Source organism: Micromonospora pallida (genome assembly GCF_900090325.1).
In the GTDB taxonomy this organism is placed as follows: domain Bacteria; phylum Actinomycetota; class Actinomycetes; order Mycobacteriales; family Micromonosporaceae; genus Micromonospora; species Micromonospora pallida.
In genome coordinates this window covers 3,134,561-3,157,476 of the sequence record NZ_FMHW01000002.1, presented here as the reverse complement: position 1 = coordinate 3,157,476, position 22,916 = coordinate 3,134,561, and the positions used below count along the sequence as shown (strand labels likewise).

Below are 22,916 nucleotides of genomic sequence, written 5' to 3'. Positions count from 1 at the left end.
ACTGGACATGGGTGATCTTCTGGTCACCCGCCAATGGGCTACAAACCGAAACAAACAACCCGATCAGATGACTCGCCGTTCACCTTGGACGGACGTAGGGTCGCGGGGTTCAAGTGGGGGCGAAGTGAACATGGGAGCGCAATGCCGAGCATGACGACGGCCAACGCCGACGAACTGGCGGTCAGCAAGCTGGTCGCGGTACGCGGCCAGCGCTGGGTTGTCAGCAACATCGAGCCGGCCGGGCAGTGCACGCTGGTCACGCTGCAGAGCGTCGAGGACGGCCGCTACGGCCACACCCTCGACGTCATCTGGGAGGTCGAGCCGGGCCGGCAGGTGCTGCCCAGCGGCGCACTGCCCCCGGTCGCCGGGGAGGCGTTCGACTCGCCGCAGCGGCTGGCGGCCTTCCTCGACGCGGTCCGCTGGTCGGCTGTCACCTCGGCTGACGTGAAGACGCTACAGGCGCCGTTCCGCTCCGGCGTCGCCATCGAGGACTACCAGCTCGAACCGGTGGCCCGCGCGGTCGACGCGCCGCGGGTCAACCTGCTGCTCGCCGACGACGTCGGCCTCGGCAAGACCATCGAGGCCGGACTGGTGGCCCAGGAACTGCTGCTGCGGCACCGCGCCCGCCGCATCATGATCGTCTGCCCGGCCGGCCTGACCCTGAAATGGCGCGACGAGATGGCCGAGAAGTTCGGCCTCGACTTCACCATCATCGACTCCGAGCGCTGCGCCGCCGTTCGCCGCAGCCACGGCTCGGCGGCCAACCCGTTCGAGGTCCACCCGCTGAGCATTGTCAGCCTGCCGTGGCTGCGCGGGCAGAAGGCGCAGCGCCTCCTCGACGAGGTGCTGCCCGCCGACGGCCCGACCTATCCGCGCACGTTCGACCTGCTCATCCTCGACGAGGCACACCACGTCGCTCCGGCCGCGCCCAAGCAGATCTACGCCGTCGACTCACAGCAGACCAAGCTGATCCGCCGGCTCGCCCCGCACTTCACCCACCGGCTCTTCCTCTCCGCGACCCCGCACAACGGTTACCAGGCATCGTTCACCGCGCTCCTGGAGATCCTCGACAACCAACGGTTCGCCCGTGGCGTCAAGCCCGACCAGACCGCCGTCAGGGACACCGTCGTCCGCCGGCTCAAGCGGCACATCGAGAAGCCGGACGGCACCCCCCGCTTCGTCGAACGCCAGGCGTCCGCGATCCCGGTCACGTACCCGGAAGACGAGCGGCAGATCCATGCCCTGCTGACCCAGTTCGCCGAGCTGCGGCGCAAGCGCCTGCATTCGCAGCGCGGCCGTAAGGCCACCGACCTGGTGACGCTGCTGCTCAAGAAGCGGCTCTTCTCCAGCCCGGCCGCGTTCGCCCACACCGTCCGCGTCTACCTCGACACCCTGGCCAACCGGAAGGGCTCGCCCAGCCTGGCCGCCGGGGACGACGTGCCGGAGTGGATGGACGAACTGATGGAGGACATGGCCACCTACGACGACGAGCAACTCGCCGAGGCGGAGGACGATGCGCTGAACCGGGTCCGCCCGATGCAGCCGGACCCCACCGACGACGAGACGGCCCTGCTGCAGAAGATGCTCGACTGGGCGGAGCAGAAGGAGGCCCAGCCCGACGCCAAGGCCCGCGAGCTGATCACCTATCTGACGGCGATCTGCCGCCCCGACGGCCGGCACTGGACGAACGAGCGGGTCGTCGTCTTCACCGAGTACCGCGACACCCAGACCTGGCTGGCCGACCTGCTCCGACAGGAGGGGCTCGGCGGCGACGGGCTGGCCCTACTGCACGGCGGCACACCGGGCGACGAGCGGGAGCAGATCCGGCTGGCGTTCCAGGCCCAGCCCACCGAGCGCCCGGTGCGGATCCTGCTCGCCACCGACGCGGCCAGCGAGGGCATCGACCTGCAGAACCACTGCCACCGGCTGGTCAACTACGACATCCCGTTCAACCCCAACAAGCTGGAACAGCGGATCGGCCGGATCGACCGGTACGGGCAGGAGGTCAACCCGGAGATCCAGCACTTCGTCGGCACCGGCTTCGGTAAGCCGGTCGACGCGTTCGAGGCCGACCTGGAGTTCCTGTCCCGGGTCGCCACGAAGGTCGCCCGGATGGAGGAGGACCTCGGCTCCGTCAACGCCGTCCTCTCCGACGCGGTGCAGCGGCGGATGCTCGGCGAGCAGGTCAACGTCGACATCGACACGGCCGGCCGCGACAAGGCCGCCGGCACCCTGCCCGTCGAGTCCAACCTGCGCGAGCAGGTCCGCCGGCTCCGCGCCGACCTCGACCAGACCGTCGAGGAACTCGGCATCACCCCGACGGCGGTCAAGCGGGTCGTGGACACCGCCCTGGAACTGGCCCGCCAGCAGCGACTTCAGCGGCATACCGACGACAAGCACCTGCTCGACGGCCTCTACACGGTGCCGCCGCTGACCGGCTCCTGGCAGCGGGCCGGTGCCGGCCTCACCGCCAAGCTCGCCGACGGCGACGAGCCGCCCCGCCAACTGCCGGTCACCTTCGACCCGCAGGTGGCCAAGGAGGACCGCGACGGCATCGTCCTCGCCCACCTCAACCACCCCCTGGTGGCCATGTCGACCCGGCTGCTGCGCGCCGCTGTCTCCAACCCCGACATCGGCCTGCACCGGGTCACCGCTGTGGTCAGCGACGATCCCACCCTGGAGGACGTGCTGGTCGGGGCGTACTCCCGGTTCGTGCTGGTCGGCGCGGACGGCGTGCGGCTGCACGAGGAGGTGCTCCACGCCGGCGGCTGGGCCCCCGAACAGGGCCGCTTCCGCCGCCTGGAGAACCTCGGCATGCTCAAGGGCATCCTCGACCGGGCACTGACGACCGGCGCCCCCGCCTCCCCGGTCGTGCAGGCACGGCTGGCCGAGCGCTGGCCCCGCGTCCGGGGCGGCCTGCTGTCGGCCATCGAGTGGCGGACCAGGGCCCGGCAGGAGTCGCTGGAGCGCAAGCTCGCCCAGCGGCAGGAAGCCGAACGGCAGCGCATCATCCACAACCTCGAACAGTTCGCCGCCACCCTGCGCGGCGCGCTCGACGCCGACGACAGCGAGACCGAACAGGCGCTGATCAGCCGCGCCGAGGCGAGCAAGACCAGGGAAGAACTCACCCAGTACCGCAAGGACCGCCAATCCTGGGAGGACCGTCTGTTGGCCCTGGAAGCCGAGCGCGACCGCGAACTCGAAGCGGTCGCCGCCCGCTACCGCGACCCGAAGGACCACAGCTTCCCGGTGGCCGTGGTCTTCGTCGTACCGAAGCGGGAGGCCACCCGATGAGCCGTACCTTCCGTCGCCCAGCCCCCGACGGGGTCGAGCAGCACCGCAACTGGCTCAGCCTGGTCGAGGTCAGCGGCCCCTTCCTCAGCCTGCCGGTGCTGCGCCGCACCTGGCCCACCCTCGACACCCTCGATCGGCGCAGCCGCGAACGGCTGCGCCAACAGCACACCACCTGGCAGGCCGACACCGCCGCAGGCCAGGCCGACTGGATCGGGTACGTGCTGGACGAGCTGCTCGGCTGGGGCGACGCCCGACACACCGAAGGGCTCGACGCGCTCGCCCACACCGTCGCCGAGCACGACACCGAGCTGCGGCCGTCGTTCGTGCTGGTCGAGCCGGGGGAACAGGTCAAGGCCGACAGCGTACGGCTGCTCGGCCTGGTCATCCCGCCCGGCCAGCACCCCACCGCCCGCGTCAAGGGCTCCACCTGGGCCGCGACGCCCGCCGACCGGCTCGCGCTACTGTGCCGGCACCACAACATCGAGCTCGGCCTGGCCACCGGCGGACGCTGGTGGACCCTGGTCTGGGCCCCGCGCGGCGGCGTCACCACCACCGCCACCTTCGACGCGGTCTCCTGGCCGGAGGCAGCCGAGCGGGACGTGGTCCGCGCCTTCGTCTCGCTGCTCTCCCGGCACCGGTTCTTCGGCGTGCCCGACACCGAACGGTTGGTGCCGCTGCTGCGGGACAGCCTCGGCAGCCAGGAGGAGATCACCGAGGCCCTCGGCGTCCAGGTCCGCCAGGCCGTCGAGCTGCTCGTCGCCGCGATCGGCCGGATCGACGTACGCGACCGGCAGGACGGTGGTCGCGGCCTGGCCCACGTCGAGGCGCACGAGGTCTACCGGGGCGCGGTCGCGGTGATGATGCGGATCGTCTTCCTGCTCTTCGCCGAGGAGCGCCGGCTGCTCCCCGCCGACAACGAGCTGTACGCGGCGGCGTACTCCGCCGGCCGGCTCTGCGCCGAGCTGGAACAGCGGGTCACCGAGGGCAGTGAGGAGGACCTGGAGCACAGCTCCGCCGCCTGGCACCGGCTGCTCGCCCTGTTCACCGCCGTCTACCACGGCATCGACCACCCCCGGCTCACCCTGCACGGCCACGACGGCTCGCTCTTCGACCCGAAGCGGTACGACTGGCTGCCGCTGACCATCGACGACCGGACCGTCCTGCATATGCTCCGTTCGGTGCAGTACGTCCAGGTCGGCACCGGCCGGTCCCGGGAACGCCGCACGGTCAGCTTCCGCGCCCTCGACGTCGAGCAGATCGGGTACGTCTACGAGGGCCTGCTCTCCTTCGAGGGCTTCCGCGCTCAGGACGTCACCGTCGGGCTGATCGGCAAGGAAGGACTGGAGGACGAGGTCGCCCTCGCCGACCTGGAGACGCTGCACCGCCTGCACCCCGACGTGTCGGCGCTGGCCAAGGCGCTCGCCGAGAAACACAAGGACTCCAAGATCGGCTCCCCGGCGGCGCTGGCCAAGAAGCTTGCGCCCCTCGACGGGGCGGAACGCGAGGAGGCCCGCCGGAAACTCCTCGCCGTGACCGGCGGCGACTACCCGCTCTCCGAGCGACTGCTGTCGTTCGTCGGCGTGCTGCGGGCGGACCTGCGCGGCCTGCCCGTGGTCATCCTGCCCGGAGCGCTCTTCGTCACCGAGTCCGCGCTGCGCCGCAACACCGGCACCCACTACACCCCGCGCTTCCTTGCAGTAGAGGTGGTCGAAGGCGCGCTGGAACCGCTGGTCTACGAGCCCGGCCCGTTGCAGACCGCCGACAGGGCACAGTGGAAGCCGAAGTCGGCCAAGGAGATCCTCGCCCTGAAGGTCGCCGACATCGCCATGGGCTCGGCGGCGTTCCTGGTCGCGGCGGCCCGCTACCTCGCCGGCCACCTCATCGAGGCCTGGTCGCGGGACGGCGACGAACGCGCGCTCACCTACCAGCAGCGGGACACCGGCCGCACGATGGACGCCGACGACGACCCGCTCGTCATCGAGGCCCGCCGGCAGATCATCGAACACTGCCTGTACGGGGTGGACATCAACCCGATGGCCGTGGAGATGGCGAAGCTCTCCCTCTGGCTGGTCTCCATGGACCCCCAGCGCCCCTTCACCTTCCTCGATGACCGGTTGGTCCCGGGAGATGCACTACTCGGTCTCGGGAACACGGCGACGCTGCCCGGGAAGGCCGCCGGTGACCTGCGGCTGGAACGCGACATCGCCGAGGCCCGGGACCTGCGCCGGAAACTCGCCGCACTGCCGGACCGCCTGGACACCCTGGCGGAGAAGCGCCGACTCCTCGACGAAGCGCGTGCGGTACGAAAGCGCGCCGACGCCTACGCCGACCTGGTGGTGGGGGCCTCACTCGCGTCGGTCAAGCGTGGCCAGGACCCTGTCGTGATCGCCGCACGCGTCGGCACGCTCGCCCAGCAACTGGCCAAGGGCGGCAAGGTGGACCCGCTCATCGAGCAGGCGCAGTCCTGGCTCTCCCTCGACCAGCCGGACGGCGGCTTCGACCGCGATCCGCTGCACTGGCCCCTGGAGTTCCCCGAGGTCTTCGAGCAGGGCGGCTTCGACGCCATCATCGGCAACCCGCCTTTCCTGGGTGGCAAGAAGATCAGCGGTCCACTGGGCACGGCATATCGGGAGTATCTCGTCGCAGTGCTCGGGCGGGGCGTGAAGGGAAACGCCGACCTGGTCGCCTACTTCCTTCTCCGGGCACATGACTTACTTAACGCCGGCGGGCAAACCGGGCTGATCGCCACCAATACCCTGGCCCAGGGTGACACCCGGGAAGTCGGCTTGGAGCAGGTCGTGACACGTGGGATATCGATCCGGAGATCAGTTAAAAGCAAGCCCTGGCCGTCAAGTTCGGCCGCGCTCGAATACTGTGCCGTCTGGACTAGTCGACGGCCGGTCGGCCGGGAGGCTGCTTGCGTGGCCGATGGAGTCGTCGTCCCTGGTATCACCACCATGCTCGATCCTGTATCCCGCGCGTCCGGGCCGGCTGTGCGATTGGCTGGGAGTGCCGGCCTTGCTTACATAGGTAACTTCGTCAACGGCATTGGCTTCGTGATGTCCGAAGAGGAGGCGGCGGATCTGATTGCGGCCGACGGGCGCAGTCAAGAGGTTCTTTTCCGATACCTGAACGGGCAGGACGTAAATTCTCGACCCGACCTTTCGGCAAGTCGGTGGATTATTGACTTCGGGGACTGGTCGTATGACCGTGCCTGCCTTTATCGGGCCTGCATGCAGCGACTCCGAACTCTCGTAAAACCTTCGCGGGATCAACTTCCTGACGCTAAGCGAGCCACTCGTGAGAAATGGTGGCAATATGAGAAGCTGGCACCAGGACTGCGCGCCGCAATTGCGGAGCTTGGCAGGGTAGTTGTGATCACGCTCGTCAGCAAGACGGTTATGCCGGTGATCGTGCCGACCGGCCAGGTCTTCTCGCACGCGCTCGCTGTGTTTGCGACGGATGACACGGCCATGTTGGCGTTGCTGTCGAGTGCGCCGCACTACTGGTGGGCGGCCAGCCGCGCGTCGTCGATGAAGGCTGACCTTCGATACACCCCGTCGGACGTGTTCGAGACGCTTGCGTTGCCGGAGTTGACGTCCGAGCTGCGGGGACTCGGCGATCGACTCGACACGTACCGGCGAAACGTGATGCTCAGCCGGCAGGCGGGGCTGACGGCTACGTACAACCTTGTCTTTGACTCGGGGTGTCAGGACGACGACATCGTGGAGTTGCGGCGGATTCACCGGGACATCGACGTGGCGGTCTGCCGAGCCTACGACTGGGACGACCTGGTCGATCAGGGCCTTGACCACGGCTTCCACAAAGCCGGCGCGTACACCCGCTACACCGTCGGGCCCGCCGTCCAGCGGGAGATCCTCGATCGGCTGTTGGAGTTGAACCACCAGCGTTACGCCGAGGAAGACGCGCAGGGCCTACACGACAAGAAGAAGTCCGGCCGCAAGGCGCAGCCCGGCCCCGCGACCCTGTTCTGATCCGCACACCCTTCCCGGAGGCTGCTTCCGTGTTCGTTCGTGGCCAGCTCACCCGTCAGCGCGGCGTCGACCCGCGCGGCCTGACGTTCGCCTTCCTCGACCTGGAGACCACCGGCCTGCACCCCAACAAGGGTTCCCGGGTCTGCGAGGTGGGCATCGTCCGGATGCGTGGCGACGGCGTCGTGCTGGACGAGTACTCCACCCTCGTCAACCCGGGCATGCGGATCAACAACGAGGAGTACCACGGGATCACCAACGCGGACGTCAAGCACGCACCGACGTTCCAGGACGTCGCCGGGGACGTGCTCGCGTACCTGGGCGGTGCGATCGTGGTGAGTCACAACCTGGACTACGAGGAGAGGTTCCTGATCGCCGAGTACGGGCGGCTCGGCATCACCCTTCAGGGTGTGCCCGGGTTGTGCACGCTCGTCACCGCGCGCGTCCACCTCGACCGGTGGGGCTACAAGCTGGACAACGTCGCCAACCTGATCACGGGGGAGTGGCCGACAGCGTTGCACTCGGCGCTCGGTGACTCCCGCGCGCTCGCCGCGACGCTGGCGAAGCTCATCGCCGAAGCACCACAGCCGCTGGCCTGGGCGGGGCCACCGCCGGGGCCGCTGCCCAGCCTGCCGCGTACCGGGATCATCAGCCCGCGCGCCGCCGGGCTGCGCAAGGGCACCGAGGGGTGGTTGGCGACCCTCACGGCGAGGCTGCCGTACATGGCGTCTTCTCCGCCACCCCGGCCGGACGGGTTGCGTGACTACCGGGCGTTGCTTGCGCACGCGCTCGTCGACGGCCGGATCGTCGGTGAGGAGGCGACGCAGCTCGCGGTCGTCGCCGGTCGGGCCGGGCTCACCCAGAGTACGGCGCGGCAGGTGCACGAGGAGTTCCTGGCCGAGGCGCGGGCCCGCGCGGAGGACGACGGCGTGGTCACGTCCGTCGAACTCAAGGAGCTTCAGCGGGCGGCGAAGGAACTCGCCGCGTCACACCTGATCAGCGACCTGGAGGAGGCCGCTGCCGCGAACCGGGCCAGGACCAACGGCCCGCTCAAGGGCTGGCGCATCCTGCCGGTCGGCGACTCGGCCGACGTCACCGAGGTGGTCGACTACGCCGTCGAACAGGGCGCGAAGGTCGCCGTGAACGTCACCAAGACTGTGCGGCTCGTGATCGACGGCGGTGCCGGGCAGGACGACCCGCGAATCGCCAAGGCAGTCACCGCCGGTATAGACATCATGTCGCCCGATCAGGCGCGCAAGGTGTTGGAGGCTGAGGCGGCGAAGGTCCGGGGTGGACTGTTCGCCGATGCGGAGGGCGCGCAGGTCGCCGGCCGGCTCGCCGCCGAACGGACTGCCGCAACCCGTCCGGCTCGTCCCGAGTGGCACGAGTTCTGGCGGCCACGGGAGATGACTCCCGCCGAGTACCATGCCAGGTTCGTCGAGCGACACGACGACTGGGACGAGACGCCCACGATCCGGATCACCGTTCCCGCCACCGTACGTGTGCCGGCTACTCCGGTCATGACCGCCCAGAAGAAGAGCGGATGCGCGGCGGTGATCGCCGTCGGTGGTCTGCTCGTGGGCGGTGCCTTCGAGCTGGTCCGACAGGTGATCGCGTGAGTCAGACCAGCTTGAGCCAGAGGAAGGCACGACAGATGGTGACCAGCATCCAAGGAGCGCAGGACCGGAGGTTGGAGTGGTGAGAGCCGACGAGGCCGCCCTCTTCCCGCATCCCCGGGGTGAGCAGCAGGCGCTGTCCCTGGCCGGGGACGGCGACAGCGACGCGGACCAGCGTTCGCCGCTCGACGTGCCGCAGACTTTTACGAAGGCCACCTCCTACCAGTTGCGCGACGAACTGGAGGAGCTGATCGGGCGGGACCTGCTCGGGCCGTGGGACGGGGAGCGGGAGGAGTTCCCACCCGGTGCGATGGGCCCACGGGAGCGGTACCTGGTGGGCATGCTCGGGCCGAAGCAGCGGCCGCGCACCGACAAGAGTGCCGAGGTGCAGGACGTGGACGCCGCCGTGCAGGGGGACGGCAGCGAGGCCGAACTGCCCGAGGTGGTCACCCCGCTGAACCTGGGCAAGATGTGGGCGTCCTCGATGGGGATGTCGTTCGCGGTGGCCGGTGACACCGACGTGCTGTCCGTGACCGCCGACTGGGGGCGTTACGACCTGCGCGAGTCGGAGGACGAGAAGGGCCGGAAGCGCCGGGTCTGGTACCGCGAGCCGGTGTCGTACGCCAGACCGGTCCGGCTCGACGGCGACACCTCGTACCGGATTCCGTTGACCGTCGCCGACCAGGACGCGCCGGGAGTGCACCTGTCGGTCGAGATCCGGCCGCGGGACGGGCGGCGGGTGGTGCAGCTCGCCCTGATCAACTCGCAGGCCGAGCCGGAGAGCAACGGGGACACCGCGTGGCTGTTCCAGGCCGCGCTGACGGTGACCGCGTCGGACGGACACGCGGCGGTCTTCCTCCCCATCGACGATCCGCTCGACGGCGTGAAGGGCATCAGCGACGACGAGGAGGAGACGCATCTGCGGCTGCTGTACCGGGCGCAGCGCCGCCACGCCTCCGGCCGCAACGTGGCCGTGCATCCGTGGGTGCGCGCCGGGGAACGCTGTGCCCACAAGCTCTTCACCACCTGGCTGCCCACCTACAACGTGCCCGCGACGGTGGCACCGACCGGCCCGGGTACGCCGCTGGCCGGCGTGGAGCTGTCGATGGACGCCCTGGCTGCGGTTGACGTCGACGGACTGCGGACCGGGCTGGTGACCCTCGCCGACAGGTACGAAGCCTGGCTCACCGACGAGGAAGCGAAGGTCCCCGACCTGCCGGAGCCGTTCCGGGGGACCGCCCAGCACGCCGTATTCACCGCCACCCGGGCCGCCAAGCGACTCCGGGCCGGCATCGCGCTGCTGACCGACCCGACGGCCGAGCGGCACGGCGAGGCGCTGGCCGCGTTCCGCTTCGCCAACGAGGCCATGGCGTTGCAGCGTCGCCACAGCGAGGTGGCCCGGCTGCGGGAGGAACAGGGCCTGTCGTACGTGGAGGCGAAGGCCGCCGTTGACGCGCGCGGTGCCTCGGCCGCCTCCTGGCGGCCCTTCCAGCTCGCGTTCGTGCTGCTGAACCTGCCGTCGCTGACCGACCCGGCGCACCCGGAGCGGGCGGCGAACCGGGACGCCGTCGTCGACCTGCTGTTCTTCCCGACCGGTGGTGGCAAGACCGAGGCGTACCTCGGCCTGACCGCGTTCACCTTCGCCATCCGCCGCCTCCAGGGTGTGGTCGGTTCCGGTGCCGACTCGCGCAGCGGCGACGCCGGGGTGTCGGTGCTGATGCGGTACACGCTGCGGCTGCTCACCGCCCAGCAGTTCCAGCGGGCCGCCGCACTGATCTGCGCCGCCGAGGTGTTGCGCCGACGTGACGAGCGCACCTGGGGCGTCGAGCCGTTCCGGATCGGGCTGTGGGTCGGCGGGGGCGTGTCGCCGAACTGGTTCGACGAGGCAGCCGCGCAGATCGCCGAGGCGCGCGAGGCGGGCCACGGCAAGTTCACCAACGTGCTCCAGACTCTGAGCTGCCCGTGGTGCGGGTCGAAGCTGCGGGCCGAGCGGGATCTCGAACCCAAGGAGGACCTCCGGCGGGTCCTGCTGTTCTGCCCGGAGGCGGAAGGCGCGGACGCCTGCCCGTTCTCCCGCACCCGCAGCGCCGAGGGTCTGCCCATCCTCACCGTCGACGAGGAGATCTACCGGTACGCGCCGAGCCTGGTCATCGCCACCGTCGACAAACTCGCCCAGCTCCCCTGGCGCGGCTTCGCCGGGCTGCTCTTCGGCCGGGTACGGCAGCGCTGTCCCCGACACGGCTACCGGCACGACGACCTGGACGCCCGTACAGGGTGCAGCAACCGGCACAACAAGAAGGGCAGCCTGGAGGCGGTCAGCAGCCAGCCCGTGGTTCGGCTGCGCCCGCCGGATCTGATCATCCAGGACGAGCTGCACCTCATCTCCGGTGCGCTCGGCACCATGGTCGGGCTCTTCGAGGCGGCCGTCGACCAGCTCTGCACCTGGCCGTTGCCCGACGGCGGCGCGGCCGGGCCGAAGATCGTCGCGTCGACGGCCACCACCAAGCGGGCCAGGGCACAGGTGCTCGGTGTCTTCGGGCGGGACCTGGCGGTGTTCCCGCCGCCGGTCATCGACATCACCGACACCTTCTTCAGCCGTCAGGTTCCGGTCACCGTGGACCACCCGGGCCGTCGTTACCTGGGTGTCTGTGCCCACGGCGTACGGATGAAGTCGGCCGAGATCCGCGTCGCGGAGATCCTGCTGCTCGCCGGGCAGACCCTCTTCGACCAGTACGGCTCGCCCGCCGACCCGTACCTGACCACGGTGGGATACTTCAGCGCCACCCGCGAGCTGGCCGGCATGCGCCGGCTCCTGGACGACGACGTGACCACCCGGGTACGCACCCACGGCCGCCGCAAGGGCATGTCGGACCGGCTCACCGGGCCGGTGATGCTCAACGTCCAGGAGCTGACCTCCCGGATCTCGTCCGGAGACATCAGTGACGTGTTGAAGCGGCTGGAGATCGGCTTCGACGCGGAGATCGACACGACCGCCCGGCGGAGGGCCGTCTTCGAGGACATGCGGGAGGCCATGAAGGCCAAGACCGCCTCCAACCCGCGGCTCAAACTGCACCCGGTGACCGACCGCTACTACCGGCGACAGCACGACGGCCGGCTGCCGGTCGACGTGGTGCTGGCCACCTCGATGCTCCAGGTCGGCGTGGACGTCTCCCGGTTCGGCCTGATGGTGGTCACCGGGCAGCCGAAGAACACCGCCGAGTACATCCAGGCGTCCTCCCGGGTCGGCCGGGACGCCCGTCGCCCCGGCCTGGTGGTGACCCTCTACAACTGGACCCGCCCCCGGGACCTGGCCCACTACGAGGACTTCGAGTACTACCACGCCACCTTCTACCGTCAGGTGGAGGCGCTGTCGGTCACCCCGTACACCCGGCGGGCGCTGGACCGGGGCACCACCGCGACCATGGTCGCAGCGGTGCGTAACACGGAGGAGGCCTTCTCCCGGAACACCGACGCCCACGACGTGCCGCTCGACGGCCCGGAGGTGCGGCGGGTCGTCGACCGGTTCCTGGACCGGGCCGAAGCGATCGGTGGCACCCGCGCCCGGGACTACCTCGGCGAGCGGATCAACCGGCTGCGGGACCGGTGGAACGAGCGTAAGACCGGCTCCACGCGGCTCGGCTACGCCGACGGAACCTTCAAGCAGCAGAAGCTCGCCGGCCTGCTCACCGTCGCCGGTGGCGAGCGCTGGACCGACCTCACGGTCGGGCAGTCCATGCGGGAGACCGAGAACGAGATCAACCTGGTACTGCCCGCCGGGGAGAAGATCTTCGACCCGCAGTACGGAGCGCCGGACTGGTCGTTCGGCCCGCAGAGTGACGACGCGCGGGAAGAGGACCTCCCCGACGGGGACGAACTGGGCGAGTCGACCCTCGCGGGGAAGGGACACTGATGGCGGGCAAGCACTTCCGGCGGGTCGGATCGGTCCGCCCCAGCCATCTGATGTTCACCACCGGCGTCGGTGCCATCGTCGACCTGCCCAACTTCTCCGTGCTCGTCCGTGGGCTCGACGACTGGAACTACACCACGGTGCCGGACTGGGAGCCGATCACCGAGCCCCGGCTGCTCGCCGCCGTGCGGAGGCTGCTCAAGGACAAGTCCATCAAGGAGCTGCGCCCGGCGCCGTGGATGGACGGCGTGGACCAGCAGCCCAACGGCCCGGCGGCGAAGGTCGGCGTGCCGATCACGCCGTTCCCCGGCTGGCTGCGCTGCACCGCCTGTGACGAGTTGGCACCGGTCGACGGGGGCGTCTTCGGGTTCGAGAACGCCAAGGCCCGCAAACCGCACGAGGCCCGGTTCTTCCACACCGCCTGCGGACGGAAGAAGTCCGGCCGGCGGCCGATGGCGGTCGCCGCCCGGTTCGTGCTCGCCTGCACCGCCGGCCATCTGGACGACTTCCCCTACACCCAGTACGTGCACCAGGGCGGCGGCTGTCCCGACGCCAGCCACCCGAAGCTGCGCATGGACGACCGGGGTGGCAACCTCGGTGCCAACGTCGAGATCAGGTGCGTGCCCTGCGGCGCCCGCCGCAACATGAAGGAGGTCCTCGGCGGCCGGGGCGCGGAGAAGCTACCCCGCTGCCGGGGCCGCCGGGCGCACCTCGGCGACTTCGAGCCCGGGGCGTGCACCGGCGAGCTGAAACTCCTCATCGTCGGAGCCTCGAACCAGTGGTTCGCCCAGACACTCTCCGCCCTGGCCGTGCCCCGGACCGGTGCCAGCGAGCTGCAGACCAAGGTGGAACAGCACTGGGAAGCGCTCAAGGGCATGCCCAGCGTGGACATGCTGCCCTACCTGCGGACCGTCGTGCCCGCTCTGCGGGAGTTCGACCGGTGGTCCGACGCCCAGGTCTGGGCCGCGATCGAACGGCAGCGCAACGGGCCCCCGGCCGACGACGACGAGAAGACCTATCCGGATCTGCACACGCCGGAGTGGGAGGTCTTCTCCGCTGCGGAGCTGCCACCCGCCACCGACGACTTCACCCTCCGTCGGGACCCGGACGGCGTGCCAGGGGAGCTGAAGGAGATCTACGCCGACGTGATCCACGCGGAACGGCTGCGCGAGGTCCGCGCCCTGGTCGGCTTCACCCGCCTCGACGCCCCCGACCCGATGGACCCGGAACTGGTCCAGCGGGCCCCGCTGTTCAAGGCCACGCAGAACTGGATACCGGCCAGTGAGGTACGCGGTGAAGGCATCTTCCTACGCCTTCCCGAGGACCTGCTCGCCGGGTGGGAGCGGCGGGTCACCGACACGGAGTGCATGGAGACGCACCGGGAGGCGTACGGGCGGTTCCGGGAGAGCCGCTACTCCGGACGCGTCCGGGGCGGCTTCGAGCGGATGAAGAACTGGCCGGGCGAGCGGTACATTGCCCTGCACACCCTGTCACACCTGCTGATCCGCACCATCGCACTGGAATGTGGCTACAGCTCGGCCAGCCTGTCGGAACGCATCTACCCGGGCACGCCCGACGACCCGCAGCGGGCCGGGATCCTCATCTACACCGCCGTACCCGACGGAGAGGGGACACTCGGCGGCCTGGTGTCGCTCGCCGAACCCGACGCGCTGGTCCGACTCACCCGACGGGCCCTGCACGACGCTATGCACTGCTCGTCGGACCCGCTCTGCGCCGAGCGGCTTCCACACCACCCGGAGGACTTCCTGCACGGCGCCGCCTGCCACGTCTGCCTGTTCGTCTCCGAGACGACCTGCGAACGCGGCAACCGGTTCCTGGACCGGCGGTTCGTCGTACCGATCGACCAGCCGGAGCTGGCGCTCTTTCCCGAGCTGCCGTGACCTGGCAGCCGGCCTTCGAAGCGGCGGCCGAAGCCGCGGTGCACCGGCTCGGCCCGGCGCACCTGCGGGTCCTGGCCGACCGGCTCGGCGACGGCTGGCCGGAGCAGGCCGTACTGCACGCCGTGCCGGTTCCCGGGTTCGCCGAGGCCGCCGGGGCGGTGCTCGCCGCGAAGCGAGCCACCGGAGTGTCGGGTGTGGAAGCGGCGGCCTACCTGCGAGGGTTGGCCGCCGGCCACGCCCAACAGTCGGCGGCCGTGCGGATCGAGTCGGTGTGGAGCGGGCCGAGCACCCATCCGGTTCCGGTCCGCGCGACCGCGCAGGTTCTCGTCGAGCTGGTCGCGGAGGCGCGTACCGAACTGCTGCTGATGACGTACTCCGCCCGGCCCTACCCCCCGCTGGTGTCGGCCCTGGCCACGGCGGTCGCGCGCGGCGTGGCCGTGACCGTCGTGGTCGAGACACTGGCCGGGGCGCGCGGGGCGTTGAACGGGGCCGAGCCCGCCGCTGCCTTCGTCGACCTGCCCGGCGTCCGGTTGTGGCATTGGCCGGTCGAGCAGCGGGCCGTGGAGCACGCCAAGATGCATGCAAAGATCGCGGTAGCCGATCGGCGGGTGTTGCTGCTGTCCAGTGCCAACCTCACCCAGTCGGGGGTCAATCGCAACATCGAGGCCGGGCTGCTGGTGCGTGGCGGGACCGCACCCGCGCGGGCCGCCGAACACATCGCCGAGCTGCAGAGCCGTGGTCTGCTGGTTCCGCTGCGCACATCGGCGCGGGGGCGGTGAGCAAACCAGGCCCGGCCGGCGCCACGCGGCCGACGACGACTGCGGACTAACGTACGGATGTGGCGGAATCGAGAACGGGAAAGGGTTCGCGCCGTGGGGACGCTGATCAACGGCCGGTACGAACTGGACGTTCTGCCGATCGGTCGCGGGGGCATGGGCGAGGTGTGGCTCGGCCATGACACCAAACTGGACCGGCCGGTGGCGGTCAAGTTCATCCGGTTTCCCAACGGCGAACCGGATCGGGACTACATCCGCCGGTTCGTGCGTGAGTCACGGATCACGGCCCGCCTGGAACACCCCGGCGTCCCCGCCGTCTACGACGTTGGCACCCACGACGGCCGGCCCTACCTCGTCATGCAGCGCATCATCGGGATCAGCGTCAGCGACCTGGTGGCCGAGCAGGGCTCTCTCTCCATCGGATGGTCGGCGGCGATCGCTGCACAGGTCTGCGCCGTCCTCACCGCCGCGCATCAGGCCTCGCTCGTGCACCGGGACCTGAAGCCGAGCAACCTCATGCTTCAGCCGGACGGTGCCGTCAAGGTCCTCGACTTCGGACTCGCCGCCGCGCCCACGCTTTCCGACTTCTCGAAGATCACGGCGACGGGTCTGCCCCCCGGCACACCCCCGTACATGGCACCCGAGCAGATTCAGACCAACATGAGCGGTCCTGCCACCGACCTGTACGCGTTGGGCTGCACCCTGCACGAGATGCTCACCGGAGAGCGGCTGTTCACCGGCTCGACGTCGTACGACGTGTGGAGCAAGCAGGTCGGACACGAGCCGGTGCCGGTCCGCGGCGTACGCGACGACGTCCCCACCGAGCTGGAGGCTCTGCTCCTGCACCTGCTGCAGAAGAAGCCCGAAGATCGGCCGGAGAGCGCGCAGGTCGTCTACGAACGGCTGCTGCCCTTCGCCACCGATCTCCGACCGATCCCGGGGACCCTCCACCCGCCGTCGGCGATCAGTCCCATCCGCATGTACAGCGTGGTGCTCGGACGGGTGTTCGGCGGCCCACCGCCCGCCGGGCCGGCCCAACCCGCGGTGCCACCGGCCCCGCCGCCCAAGCCAGTAGGGCCGCCGCAACCGCGCGGCGAGGCGCGACCGGGAATCGGTCGCTCGGAGCTGCGGCGCCTACGGGCGAACGCTGGGCGGCTGGCAGGGGCGTCCCGCTACGGGCAGGCGGCGGACGTGCTCGCTGCCGCTGTCCAGCCGGCGATCGATGCCCTCGGTCGGACCGACAGCGACGTGGTGCGGGCGCGGCTCGAACTCGCCGACGCGTTGTTCGAGGAGGGCGATTACCGGCGAGCCGCCCCGGTGTACGAGGAACTCGCCACGGACGTCGCCCAGGCGGAAGGGCCGCGCGCGGAACTCGCACTGCAATGCCGGCTCCGTAGCTCCACCTGCCGTGCCCTGTTCGGTGAGACGAGCGAGGCGCTGCGGCAGCTCGACGCACTGGTACGCGACCAGACCGACGCGTTCGGCGCAGACGACCCCCGCACCCTGGAGCTTCGTCGCCAGATCGGCCTGCTCCAGCTCGGAGCGGGTCAGCGGCGTGCGGCCGAGCAGACGATGAGCCGTCTCCTCGCTGATCTGACCCGGCTGCATGGCGCTACCCATCCCAGGACGCAGGAGATCGCCGGTCTGTTGTCCGGGCTGCGCCGCCCGGACGCTCCATGACCAGGAAGGCCCACCCGTCGAAGACATGGGCCACGGACGGGAGCGCTGTGCCGTCTTGGCGCAGGCTCAGTGCGGAGTCTTGGCCGCCCGGACGAAGCGGGTCCAAGCGGTGGGGGAGAAGGTGAGGGTGGGTCCGGTCGGGTCTTTGCTGTCGCGTACGGCGACGAGGCCGGGCAGGTTGTCAGCGACCTCCACGCAGTCACCCCCGTTGTCGCCGCTGCGGGTGCTCTTGCGCCACTGAGCGCCGGTCAGTTCAGCCATGGTGGACCTCCCCGATGATCTTGTTGATCAGTTGACTTGATTGTGCCTTATCAAGCGTCAGGTCATCGAGGCTTGCCCAGACTTCTTCGTAGATGGCGAGTTCTTCCTTGCGGTCGAGGTAGAGCGCTCCGGTCAACGACTCTTTGTAGATGACCGACGGCTCGGGCTCGACTCGGTTGCGGATCGGGAAGTCCAGGATGACGAACGAGCCGGCGACCGCGCCGAAGTGCAAGCCTGCGCTGAGGGGGAACACCCGGATGGAGACGTTGGGTAGCTCCCCGACCTTCAGTAGGTGACGGAGTTGGTCCGCCATGGTCGACGCATTGCCGACTGTGCGGAGCAGCGCCGCCTCGGCCAGGACAACCTCAAGTTTGGGTGCCCGAGGCAGCCTCCGGTGAAGAAGGGCCTGCCGTTGTAGCCGTACCTCGACCAGCCGCTCACGCTCGTCTTCCGTCACCTGGTGTCGATGTTGGTAGACCGCGAAGGCGTAGGCACGCGACTGGAGCAGCCCGGGGATCAGCGCTTCGTCGAAGCGGCGGATGGAAGACGCGGCGGACTCCAGGCCGACGTAGAGTTCGAACCACTCGGGGATGGCATCGATGTACGAGTGCCACCAGCCCTTGGCCTTGGTCTCTTGGGCGAGGGCGATGAGCGCGGCGGCCAGCTCGGGCGTCGCGCGGTACAGCTCGCACAGGACCCGGACGTCGAGAGCGCGGGCCGGGCCGAGGCCGGTCTCGATGCGCCACATCTTCTGTCGGCTGCAGTGCAGCGCCTCTGCCGCGCCGTCGAGAGTCATCCGTGCCTCGGTGCGTAGCTCCCGTAGAGCCCGCCCGAGCTGCCGTCTCGGGACGGTCGATCCCATGTCGTCGGCCATCCGCCACCCCTCTCCGTGTTGCTTTTTGTTACATAGCGCCGCCATCGGTGAAACGTGACTCTGTCGCCTCGGGAAAGATTTGTCAGGTCGGCGTCCACGCAATGGCGATTACGCATTGGACCCTACCGGAAGCGGTCGGTAATCGCCATTGGCGCGCAATTCCCATGCGCGCGATTTGCGTGCAGCCGCGCTCACGAAGTAGGCCCGGAGGATGCCGCGCTCGCTCACCTCACGAGCGACGTCCTGGGCCAGACGGTGAGACAGCTCAACCCTGACCAGCAGGAGTGCGTCATCCTTCGGTTTATTCAAGGGGTTTTCGGTATCGGAAAAGTGAGGCGATGGACAAGACCGAGGGCGCCGTCGAGGCTTTGCAGTACAGGGCAACGCGCCCTGCACAAGCTCGTCCCGGAGGGGCTGCGCCCGTGAGACCTCGTCGTCGACGTGACCGCTTCGCTGCGCTGCCTCAACCGGACTACCCGGGCCGGGGCTTTCGACCGAGACCTCCGGGCGCAGCTCATGGCCGCAGTCCAGCGGGACGGCATCGGGCACGAGCGGGCTGGGCCTGATGCCGGACATTCCGATCCTCGGCCGCCAGTAGCTCGGCCTGGCGATGGCGGTTACTGCCCGCCTGCGAGGTTGATGGCGGCGGACAGGCCGGGCGGGGCGAGAGTGACGGCGATCCGGGTGTCCTCAGGGGAGAGCCGGGTGGGCTTGCCGTAGCGGCCAAACGTGACGACGGCCCGGTGGTAACCGGGACCGCCGTCACTGGTCATGACCTTGGGTTGCACCGGCTCGCCGTCCGGGCCCGTGGCGGTCACGGTCAGCGGGGACGGGAGCCCCGGTCCTGTCCAGTCCGGGGTCCGGAGAGCGCCGGACCCCGGCTCTTCGAGGATGTCGATCACCATCATCAGCCCGTGCGGGCCGTCGATGACTCCGTTGTGCAGGAGGACCAGCCCGCCGCCGCGCGCGAGGATCGCCGGCGGCTGGAGGAGTCGGGGCTCAGCGACCGTCATAGGTGCCGACCCTAGCCGGCCGCTGAGCCCCGTGCGGTCACATCGAGCAGGACAGGACGGGTTCGTTGCTGCCGACGACGGTGTCGAGGTAGGTGCCTCGGGCGTAGACGTCGACCACCAGGCGGTACTTGCGGCGGTTGGTGTTGTCGCAGCCCAGGCCGCCGGTCTTGGTGGCCACGCGGCCCGTCACCCAGCCGGTGTCCATGTAGCCCTCGTCGTCGAAGACGATGCACCAGAAGTCGGAGCATGTCGATTGGAGCCAGACCACGACGCGGTGAGGCCAGTCGCGGGCGTTGTCGCAGGTCTGCTGCGCGCCGAACTCGAGCGTGAGGGTGCCGATCATCTTCGGGCCGTGCGAGGTGCCCGCGCAGTAGGAGATCGGGTAGTTGACGTTGTCGGGGTCGCGGATCTCCCAGGAGCCGTCCGGGTGGACGACCAGTTCGGGTTTGGCGGTCGAGGGGGCGGGGGTTGGGGCCGCGGCCTGGGCCGGGACGGCGGAGAGCAGGGCGGCGACGGTGAGGAGCGCCGCGAGGGCGAGACGTAGTGGTGCGGACCGTTTCATGCTGCCTCCTGGTGAAAGGGGAACGCATCCACGATCCGCACCTCCTATTAACGGATATCAACCATTTAAGAGTTCATAGAGTTGGAAGTCGGACACGCGGTGGCGGGTTCCTGGTTTGCCGCGCGGACGTGCCGTTATCGAGGTGGCCAAGATCCAATGAATCCCGTCAATTGACTTGCAGTTAAGGGCGTCGATATTCTGGCGCGCGGTAGATCATGATCTGCGTTCTCCAAGGTTTCCCACACCCAGCGTCAGCACGGAAGGGATCACCATGAAGGATGTCGGCGTAGCCCGGCGACGGCGGTTGGTCGGTTCGGTCGCGACAGCCGGTATGGCCGCCCTGTTCCTCTCGGCGACCGCGTCCCCGGTGGCGGCGGCGGAAGGTCGGATTCTCGGCGTCGGCAACCCGGGCGCCATCCCGAACAGCTACATCGTGGTGCTCAAGGAGAGCAGTGCGGCTGACACGCAGGCAGCGGCGCGTCAGTTGGCTGCGGAGTTCGACGTGCGGGTGGAGCACACCTACTCGCACGCGGTGCGCGGGTTCGCCGGCACGATGAGCCCGGCCGATGCCCGCCGGCTCGCGGCCCAGCCGGAGGTGGCATACGTCGAGCAGAACGCCGAGGTGCGCGTCACCGGGACCCAGCCGAACCCGCCGTCGTGGGGGCTCGACCGGATCGACCAGCCGAACCTGCCGCTGAACAGCGGCTACACGTACCCGAACACGGCGGGCAACGTGCGGGCGTACGTGATCGACACGGGTATCCGGACCACGCACACGGACTTCGGTGGCCGGGCCTCCTGGGGCACCAACACCACCGGGGACGGCAACAACTCCGACTGCAACGGCCACGGTACGCACGTGGCGGGCACCATCGGCGGCACGGCGTACGGTGTGGCCAAGGAAGTGTCACTGGTCGCGGTCAAGGTCCTCGGCTGCACGGGTTCGGGCAGTTGGGCGGGGGTGACCGCCGGGGTGGACTGGGTGACCGCCCACCACACCGCCGGGGTGCCGGCGGTGGCGAACATGAGTCTCGGCGGCTCCGGCAGCAACGCCACGCTGGAGAACGCGGTCCGTAACTCGATCGCCGACGGTGTCGTCTACGCGATCGCCTCGGGCAACAGCAACAGCGACGCCTGCAACTTCACCCCGGCCCGGGTGGCCGAGGCGATCACGGTCAACGCCAGCACCAGCACCGACGCGCGCGCGTCGTTCTCCAACTGGGGCACCTGCACCGACATCTTCGCCCCCGGCCAGGACATCACCTCGGCCTGGCACACCAGCGACACCGCGACCAACACCATCAGCGGCACCTCGATGGCCGCCCCGCACGTGGCCGGCGCTGCCGCCCTGGTGCTCGGTGCCAACCCGGGCCTCGACCCGGCCCAGGTCGCCGGCACCCTCTCCGCCAACGCCACCGCGAACAAGATCACCAACCCGGGTACGGGCTCGCCGAACCTGCTGCTCCAGGTTTCCGCCGGCACCGTCACGCCCGGTACGGCCACCGTCTACCGGCACTGGAACGGCCGTGACCACGTCAGCAGCACCAGCGTCTCGGTCAGCGGCTACGTCAACGAGTTCGCGATCGGGAAGCTGCAAACCACCCCCGTCGCCGGCACGAAGCCGATCTACCAGTGCGTCGTCAACGGCTGGGACCGGATGACCTCCAGTGCCTCGAACTGCGAGGGCCAGGCCTCCGCCGGCATCATCGGCTACGTCTACACGTCGCCGCCGGCCGAGCCGCACCAGGCGTTCCACCGGTGCCGGATGAGCTCCGGCGACCACTTCGACTCGCCCGCCAGCAACTGTGAGGGCCAGATCTACGAGCACATGATCGGTTACCTGCTCCTCTGACCCTGACCGGTTCCGTTCCGACTCGTCCGACGGGGTCGTGGTGCGCGAGCACTGCGGCCCCGTCTCGGCGGGGCGAAGGTGCTACCTGACCCGGGGTGGGGATCGCGTCGACGGACGAGTGCCACCAGCCCTGGGTGACGGGAACGGTGAGCGCGTACGGACACACTGCTCCGCCCGTCAGTGCTTCTGGCGATGGGGGTCTTCGTGGTCGCCGTGATCCTCGGCGGCGTGGATGCCATCCCGAGCGTCCGGAACTGGCTGGTGGACTGACGGATCTGCACGGGCGGCCGCGATCGACCCGGCCTGGTTGTGCTGGCGATGGTGGTCGATGATGTCGCTATGCGTGCCCGACGCTGGGTGGCCTTCGGGTCTCAGTCGGACGTGCCGAACTGTAGCCAGACGCGGACCCGCTCGGTGACCATGTCGCGCCCGCCGAGGGCGTCGCGGACCTCGGCGGTGAACGCGGCGCGGCCCTGCGGGGAGGGCAGCCGGTCGGCCGACAGGGCGGAGAAGACGCCGCCCACCATGTCGTCGACGGTGAGCGGTGCGTCGTACTGCACCGACGACTCCGCGTATCGGTAGCCGGCGCGAACGAGGGCATCCTGATTGCGTCGGCGGCCGGCCTCGTCGGTCTGGCAGGTCGCCGTGACGGGATGCCCGAGCAGCCGTTCCAGGCACTCGCGCAGTACCCCGGACCACTCGGCGTCCTGCAACCACAGCGGCGCGCCGTTGGTGACCACGGCGACGCCGCCGCCGGGCCGCAGCAGTGGCCGGGCGGCCCGGAACAGCGTGTCGCGGTCCATGAAGTGGACGGCGACAGCGACGGTCAGCGCCCCGATCGTCCGTTCGCCGAGTAGCCGGCCCAGCGCCGGCAGGTCGCGGTCAGCGCCGAGCAGCCACGTGGTGTTGGCGCTTGCCGCGTTGCGGGCGGCCTGGTGGGCCAGGGCCAGCATGTCCGGCTCGGGGTCCACGCCGATGACGGACCGCACCCGGGCAGCGAGCGGGAGGCTCAACTGGCCGGTGCCGCAGCCGAGGTCGACCACCGTGTCTCCGGCGCTGAGGTCGAACGCTCCGACGAGGACGTCGAGCACCTCGGGCGGGTAACCGCGTCGGTGCCTCGCGTAGTACGCCGCCACCTCGCCACTGAAGCCCGTTCCCACTCCGACAGCCTGCCCGCAGCGGATGGCG

13 protein-coding genes are annotated in these 22,916 nt (G+C 69.7%); 8 read left to right on the top strand and 5 right to left on the bottom strand.

Annotated elements, in window-relative coordinates; translation table 11 throughout:
• Nucleotides 1-150: 150 nt before the first annotated feature.
• The 7 genes from drmD to GA0074692_RS12595 all read left to right on the top strand — a co-directional run bounded on the left by drmD (nt 151) and on the right by GA0074692_RS12595 (nt 17,166).
• Nucleotides 151-3,294 carry a DISARM system SNF2-like helicase DrmD gene (gene drmD, locus GA0074692_RS12625; protein ID WP_218106642.1) on the top strand — a complete coding sequence of 1,048 codons (3,144 nt, stop codon included), beginning with the start codon at nt 151-153 and terminating at the stop codon, nt 3,292-3,294.
• Nucleotides 3,291-7,289 (top strand): Eco57I restriction-modification methylase domain-containing protein, encoded by a 3,999-nt coding sequence (locus GA0074692_RS12620; protein WP_091643834.1) that lies wholly within the window; start codon nt 3,291-3,293, stop codon nt 7,287-7,289. Before drmD ends, GA0074692_RS12620 begins: the two co-directional genes overlap by 4 nt.
• Before the next feature lie 29 nt (nt 7,290-7,318).
• Entirely contained in the window at nt 7,319-8,905 is a 1,587-nt protein-coding gene (locus GA0074692_RS12615; protein ID WP_091643830.1) for a 3'-5' exonuclease, read from the top strand.
• Between the two features lie 79 nt (nt 8,906-8,984).
• Nucleotides 8,985-12,812, top strand: a complete 3,828-nt coding sequence (gene drmA, locus GA0074692_RS12610; RefSeq protein WP_218106641.1) for a DISARM system helicase DrmA — start codon at nt 8,985-8,987, stop codon at nt 12,810-12,812.
• Entirely contained in the window at nt 12,812-14,710 is a 1,899-nt protein-coding gene (gene drmB / locus GA0074692_RS12605) for a DUF1998 domain-containing protein (RefSeq protein WP_091643821.1), read from the top strand. Before drmA ends, drmB begins: the two co-directional genes overlap by 1 nt.
• On the top strand, nt 14,707-15,489 hold the full coding sequence (gene drmC / locus GA0074692_RS12600; RefSeq protein WP_091643818.1) for a DISARM system phospholipase D-like protein DrmC: 783 nt from the start codon (nt 14,707-14,709) through the stop codon (nt 15,487-15,489). Before drmB ends, drmC begins: the two co-directional genes overlap by 4 nt.
• A gap of 93 nt (nt 15,490-15,582) precedes the next feature.
• Nucleotides 15,583-17,166: a serine/threonine-protein kinase gene (locus tag GA0074692_RS12595; RefSeq protein ID WP_245730284.1), complete on the top strand. Its 1,584-nt coding sequence runs from the start codon at nt 15,583-15,585 to the stop codon at nt 17,164-17,166.
• Between the two features lie 66 nt (nt 17,167-17,232).
• Here GA0074692_RS12595 and GA0074692_RS12590 read toward each other — a convergent pair whose 3' ends face one another.
• The 4 genes from GA0074692_RS12590 to GA0074692_RS12575 all read right to left on the bottom strand — a co-directional run bounded on the left by GA0074692_RS12590 (nt 17,233) and on the right by GA0074692_RS12575 (nt 19,876).
• Nucleotides 17,233-17,427: a DUF397 domain-containing protein gene (locus tag GA0074692_RS12590; RefSeq protein ID WP_091643812.1), complete on the bottom strand. Its 195-nt coding sequence runs from the start codon at nt 17,425-17,427 to the stop codon at nt 17,233-17,235.
• Complete coding sequence (locus tag GA0074692_RS12585) at nt 17,420-18,301, bottom strand: helix-turn-helix domain-containing protein (RefSeq protein ID WP_091643808.1); 882 nt, start codon at nt 18,299-18,301, stop codon at nt 17,420-17,422. Before GA0074692_RS12585 ends, GA0074692_RS12590 begins: the two co-directional genes overlap by 8 nt.
• Before the next feature lie 617 nt (nt 18,302-18,918).
• Nucleotides 18,919-19,314: a hypothetical protein gene (locus tag GA0074692_RS12580; RefSeq protein WP_091643805.1), complete on the bottom strand. Its 396-nt coding sequence runs from the start codon at nt 19,312-19,314 to the stop codon at nt 18,919-18,921.
• A 37-nt stretch (nt 19,315-19,351) separates the two neighbouring features.
• The gene (locus GA0074692_RS12575; RefSeq protein ID WP_091643801.1) at nt 19,352-19,876 is read right to left on the bottom strand and encodes a hypothetical protein; all 525 of its coding nucleotides are present in this window, start codon (nt 19,874-19,876) and stop codon (nt 19,352-19,354) included.
• Nucleotides 19,877-20,147: 271 nt separating this feature from the next.
• Here GA0074692_RS12575 and GA0074692_RS12570 point away from each other — a divergent pair, with 271 nt between their 5' ends.
• On the top strand, nt 20,148-21,728 hold the full coding sequence (locus GA0074692_RS12570; RefSeq protein WP_091643796.1) for a S8 family peptidase: 1,581 nt from the start codon (nt 20,148-20,150) through the stop codon (nt 21,726-21,728).
• Nucleotides 21,729-22,099: 371 nt separating this feature from the next.
• On the opposite strand, the gene GA0074692_RS12565 is transcribed toward GA0074692_RS12570, so the two are convergent.
• On the bottom strand, nt 22,100-22,888 hold the full coding sequence (locus GA0074692_RS12565) for a class I SAM-dependent methyltransferase (protein WP_091643792.1): 789 nt from the start codon (nt 22,886-22,888) through the stop codon (nt 22,100-22,102).
• Between the last annotated feature and the right edge of the window lie 28 nt (nt 22,889-22,916).

Bases quoted from the DNA above. Each gene is read 5' to 3' on its own strand.
- drmD (WP_218106642.1), top strand. From the start codon at position 151: ATGACGACGGCCAACGCCGACGAACTGGCGGTCAGCAAGCTGGTCGCG.
- GA0074692_RS12620 (WP_091643834.1), top strand. From the start codon at position 3,291: ATGAGCCGTACCTTCCGTCGCCCAGCCCCCGACGGGGTCGAGCAGCAC.
- drmB (WP_091643821.1), top strand. From the start codon at position 12,812: ATGGCGGGCAAGCACTTCCGGCGGGTCGGATCGGTCCGCCCCAGCCAT.
- GA0074692_RS12590 (WP_091643812.1), bottom strand. From the start codon at position 17,427: ATGGCTGAACTGACCGGCGCTCAGTGGCGCAAGAGCACCCGCAGCGGC.
- GA0074692_RS12585 (WP_091643808.1), bottom strand. From the start codon at position 18,301: ATGGCCGACGACATGGGATCGACCGTCCCGAGACGGCAGCTCGGGCGG.
- GA0074692_RS12580 (WP_091643805.1), bottom strand. From the start codon at position 19,314: ATGACGGTCGCTGAGCCCCGACTCCTCCAGCCGCCGGCGATCCTCGCG.
- GA0074692_RS12575 (WP_091643801.1), bottom strand. From the start codon at position 19,876: ATGAAACGGTCCGCACCACTACGTCTCGCCCTCGCGGCGCTCCTCACC.
- GA0074692_RS12570 (WP_091643796.1), top strand. From the start codon at position 20,148: ATGAAGGATGTCGGCGTAGCCCGGCGACGGCGGTTGGTCGGTTCGGTC.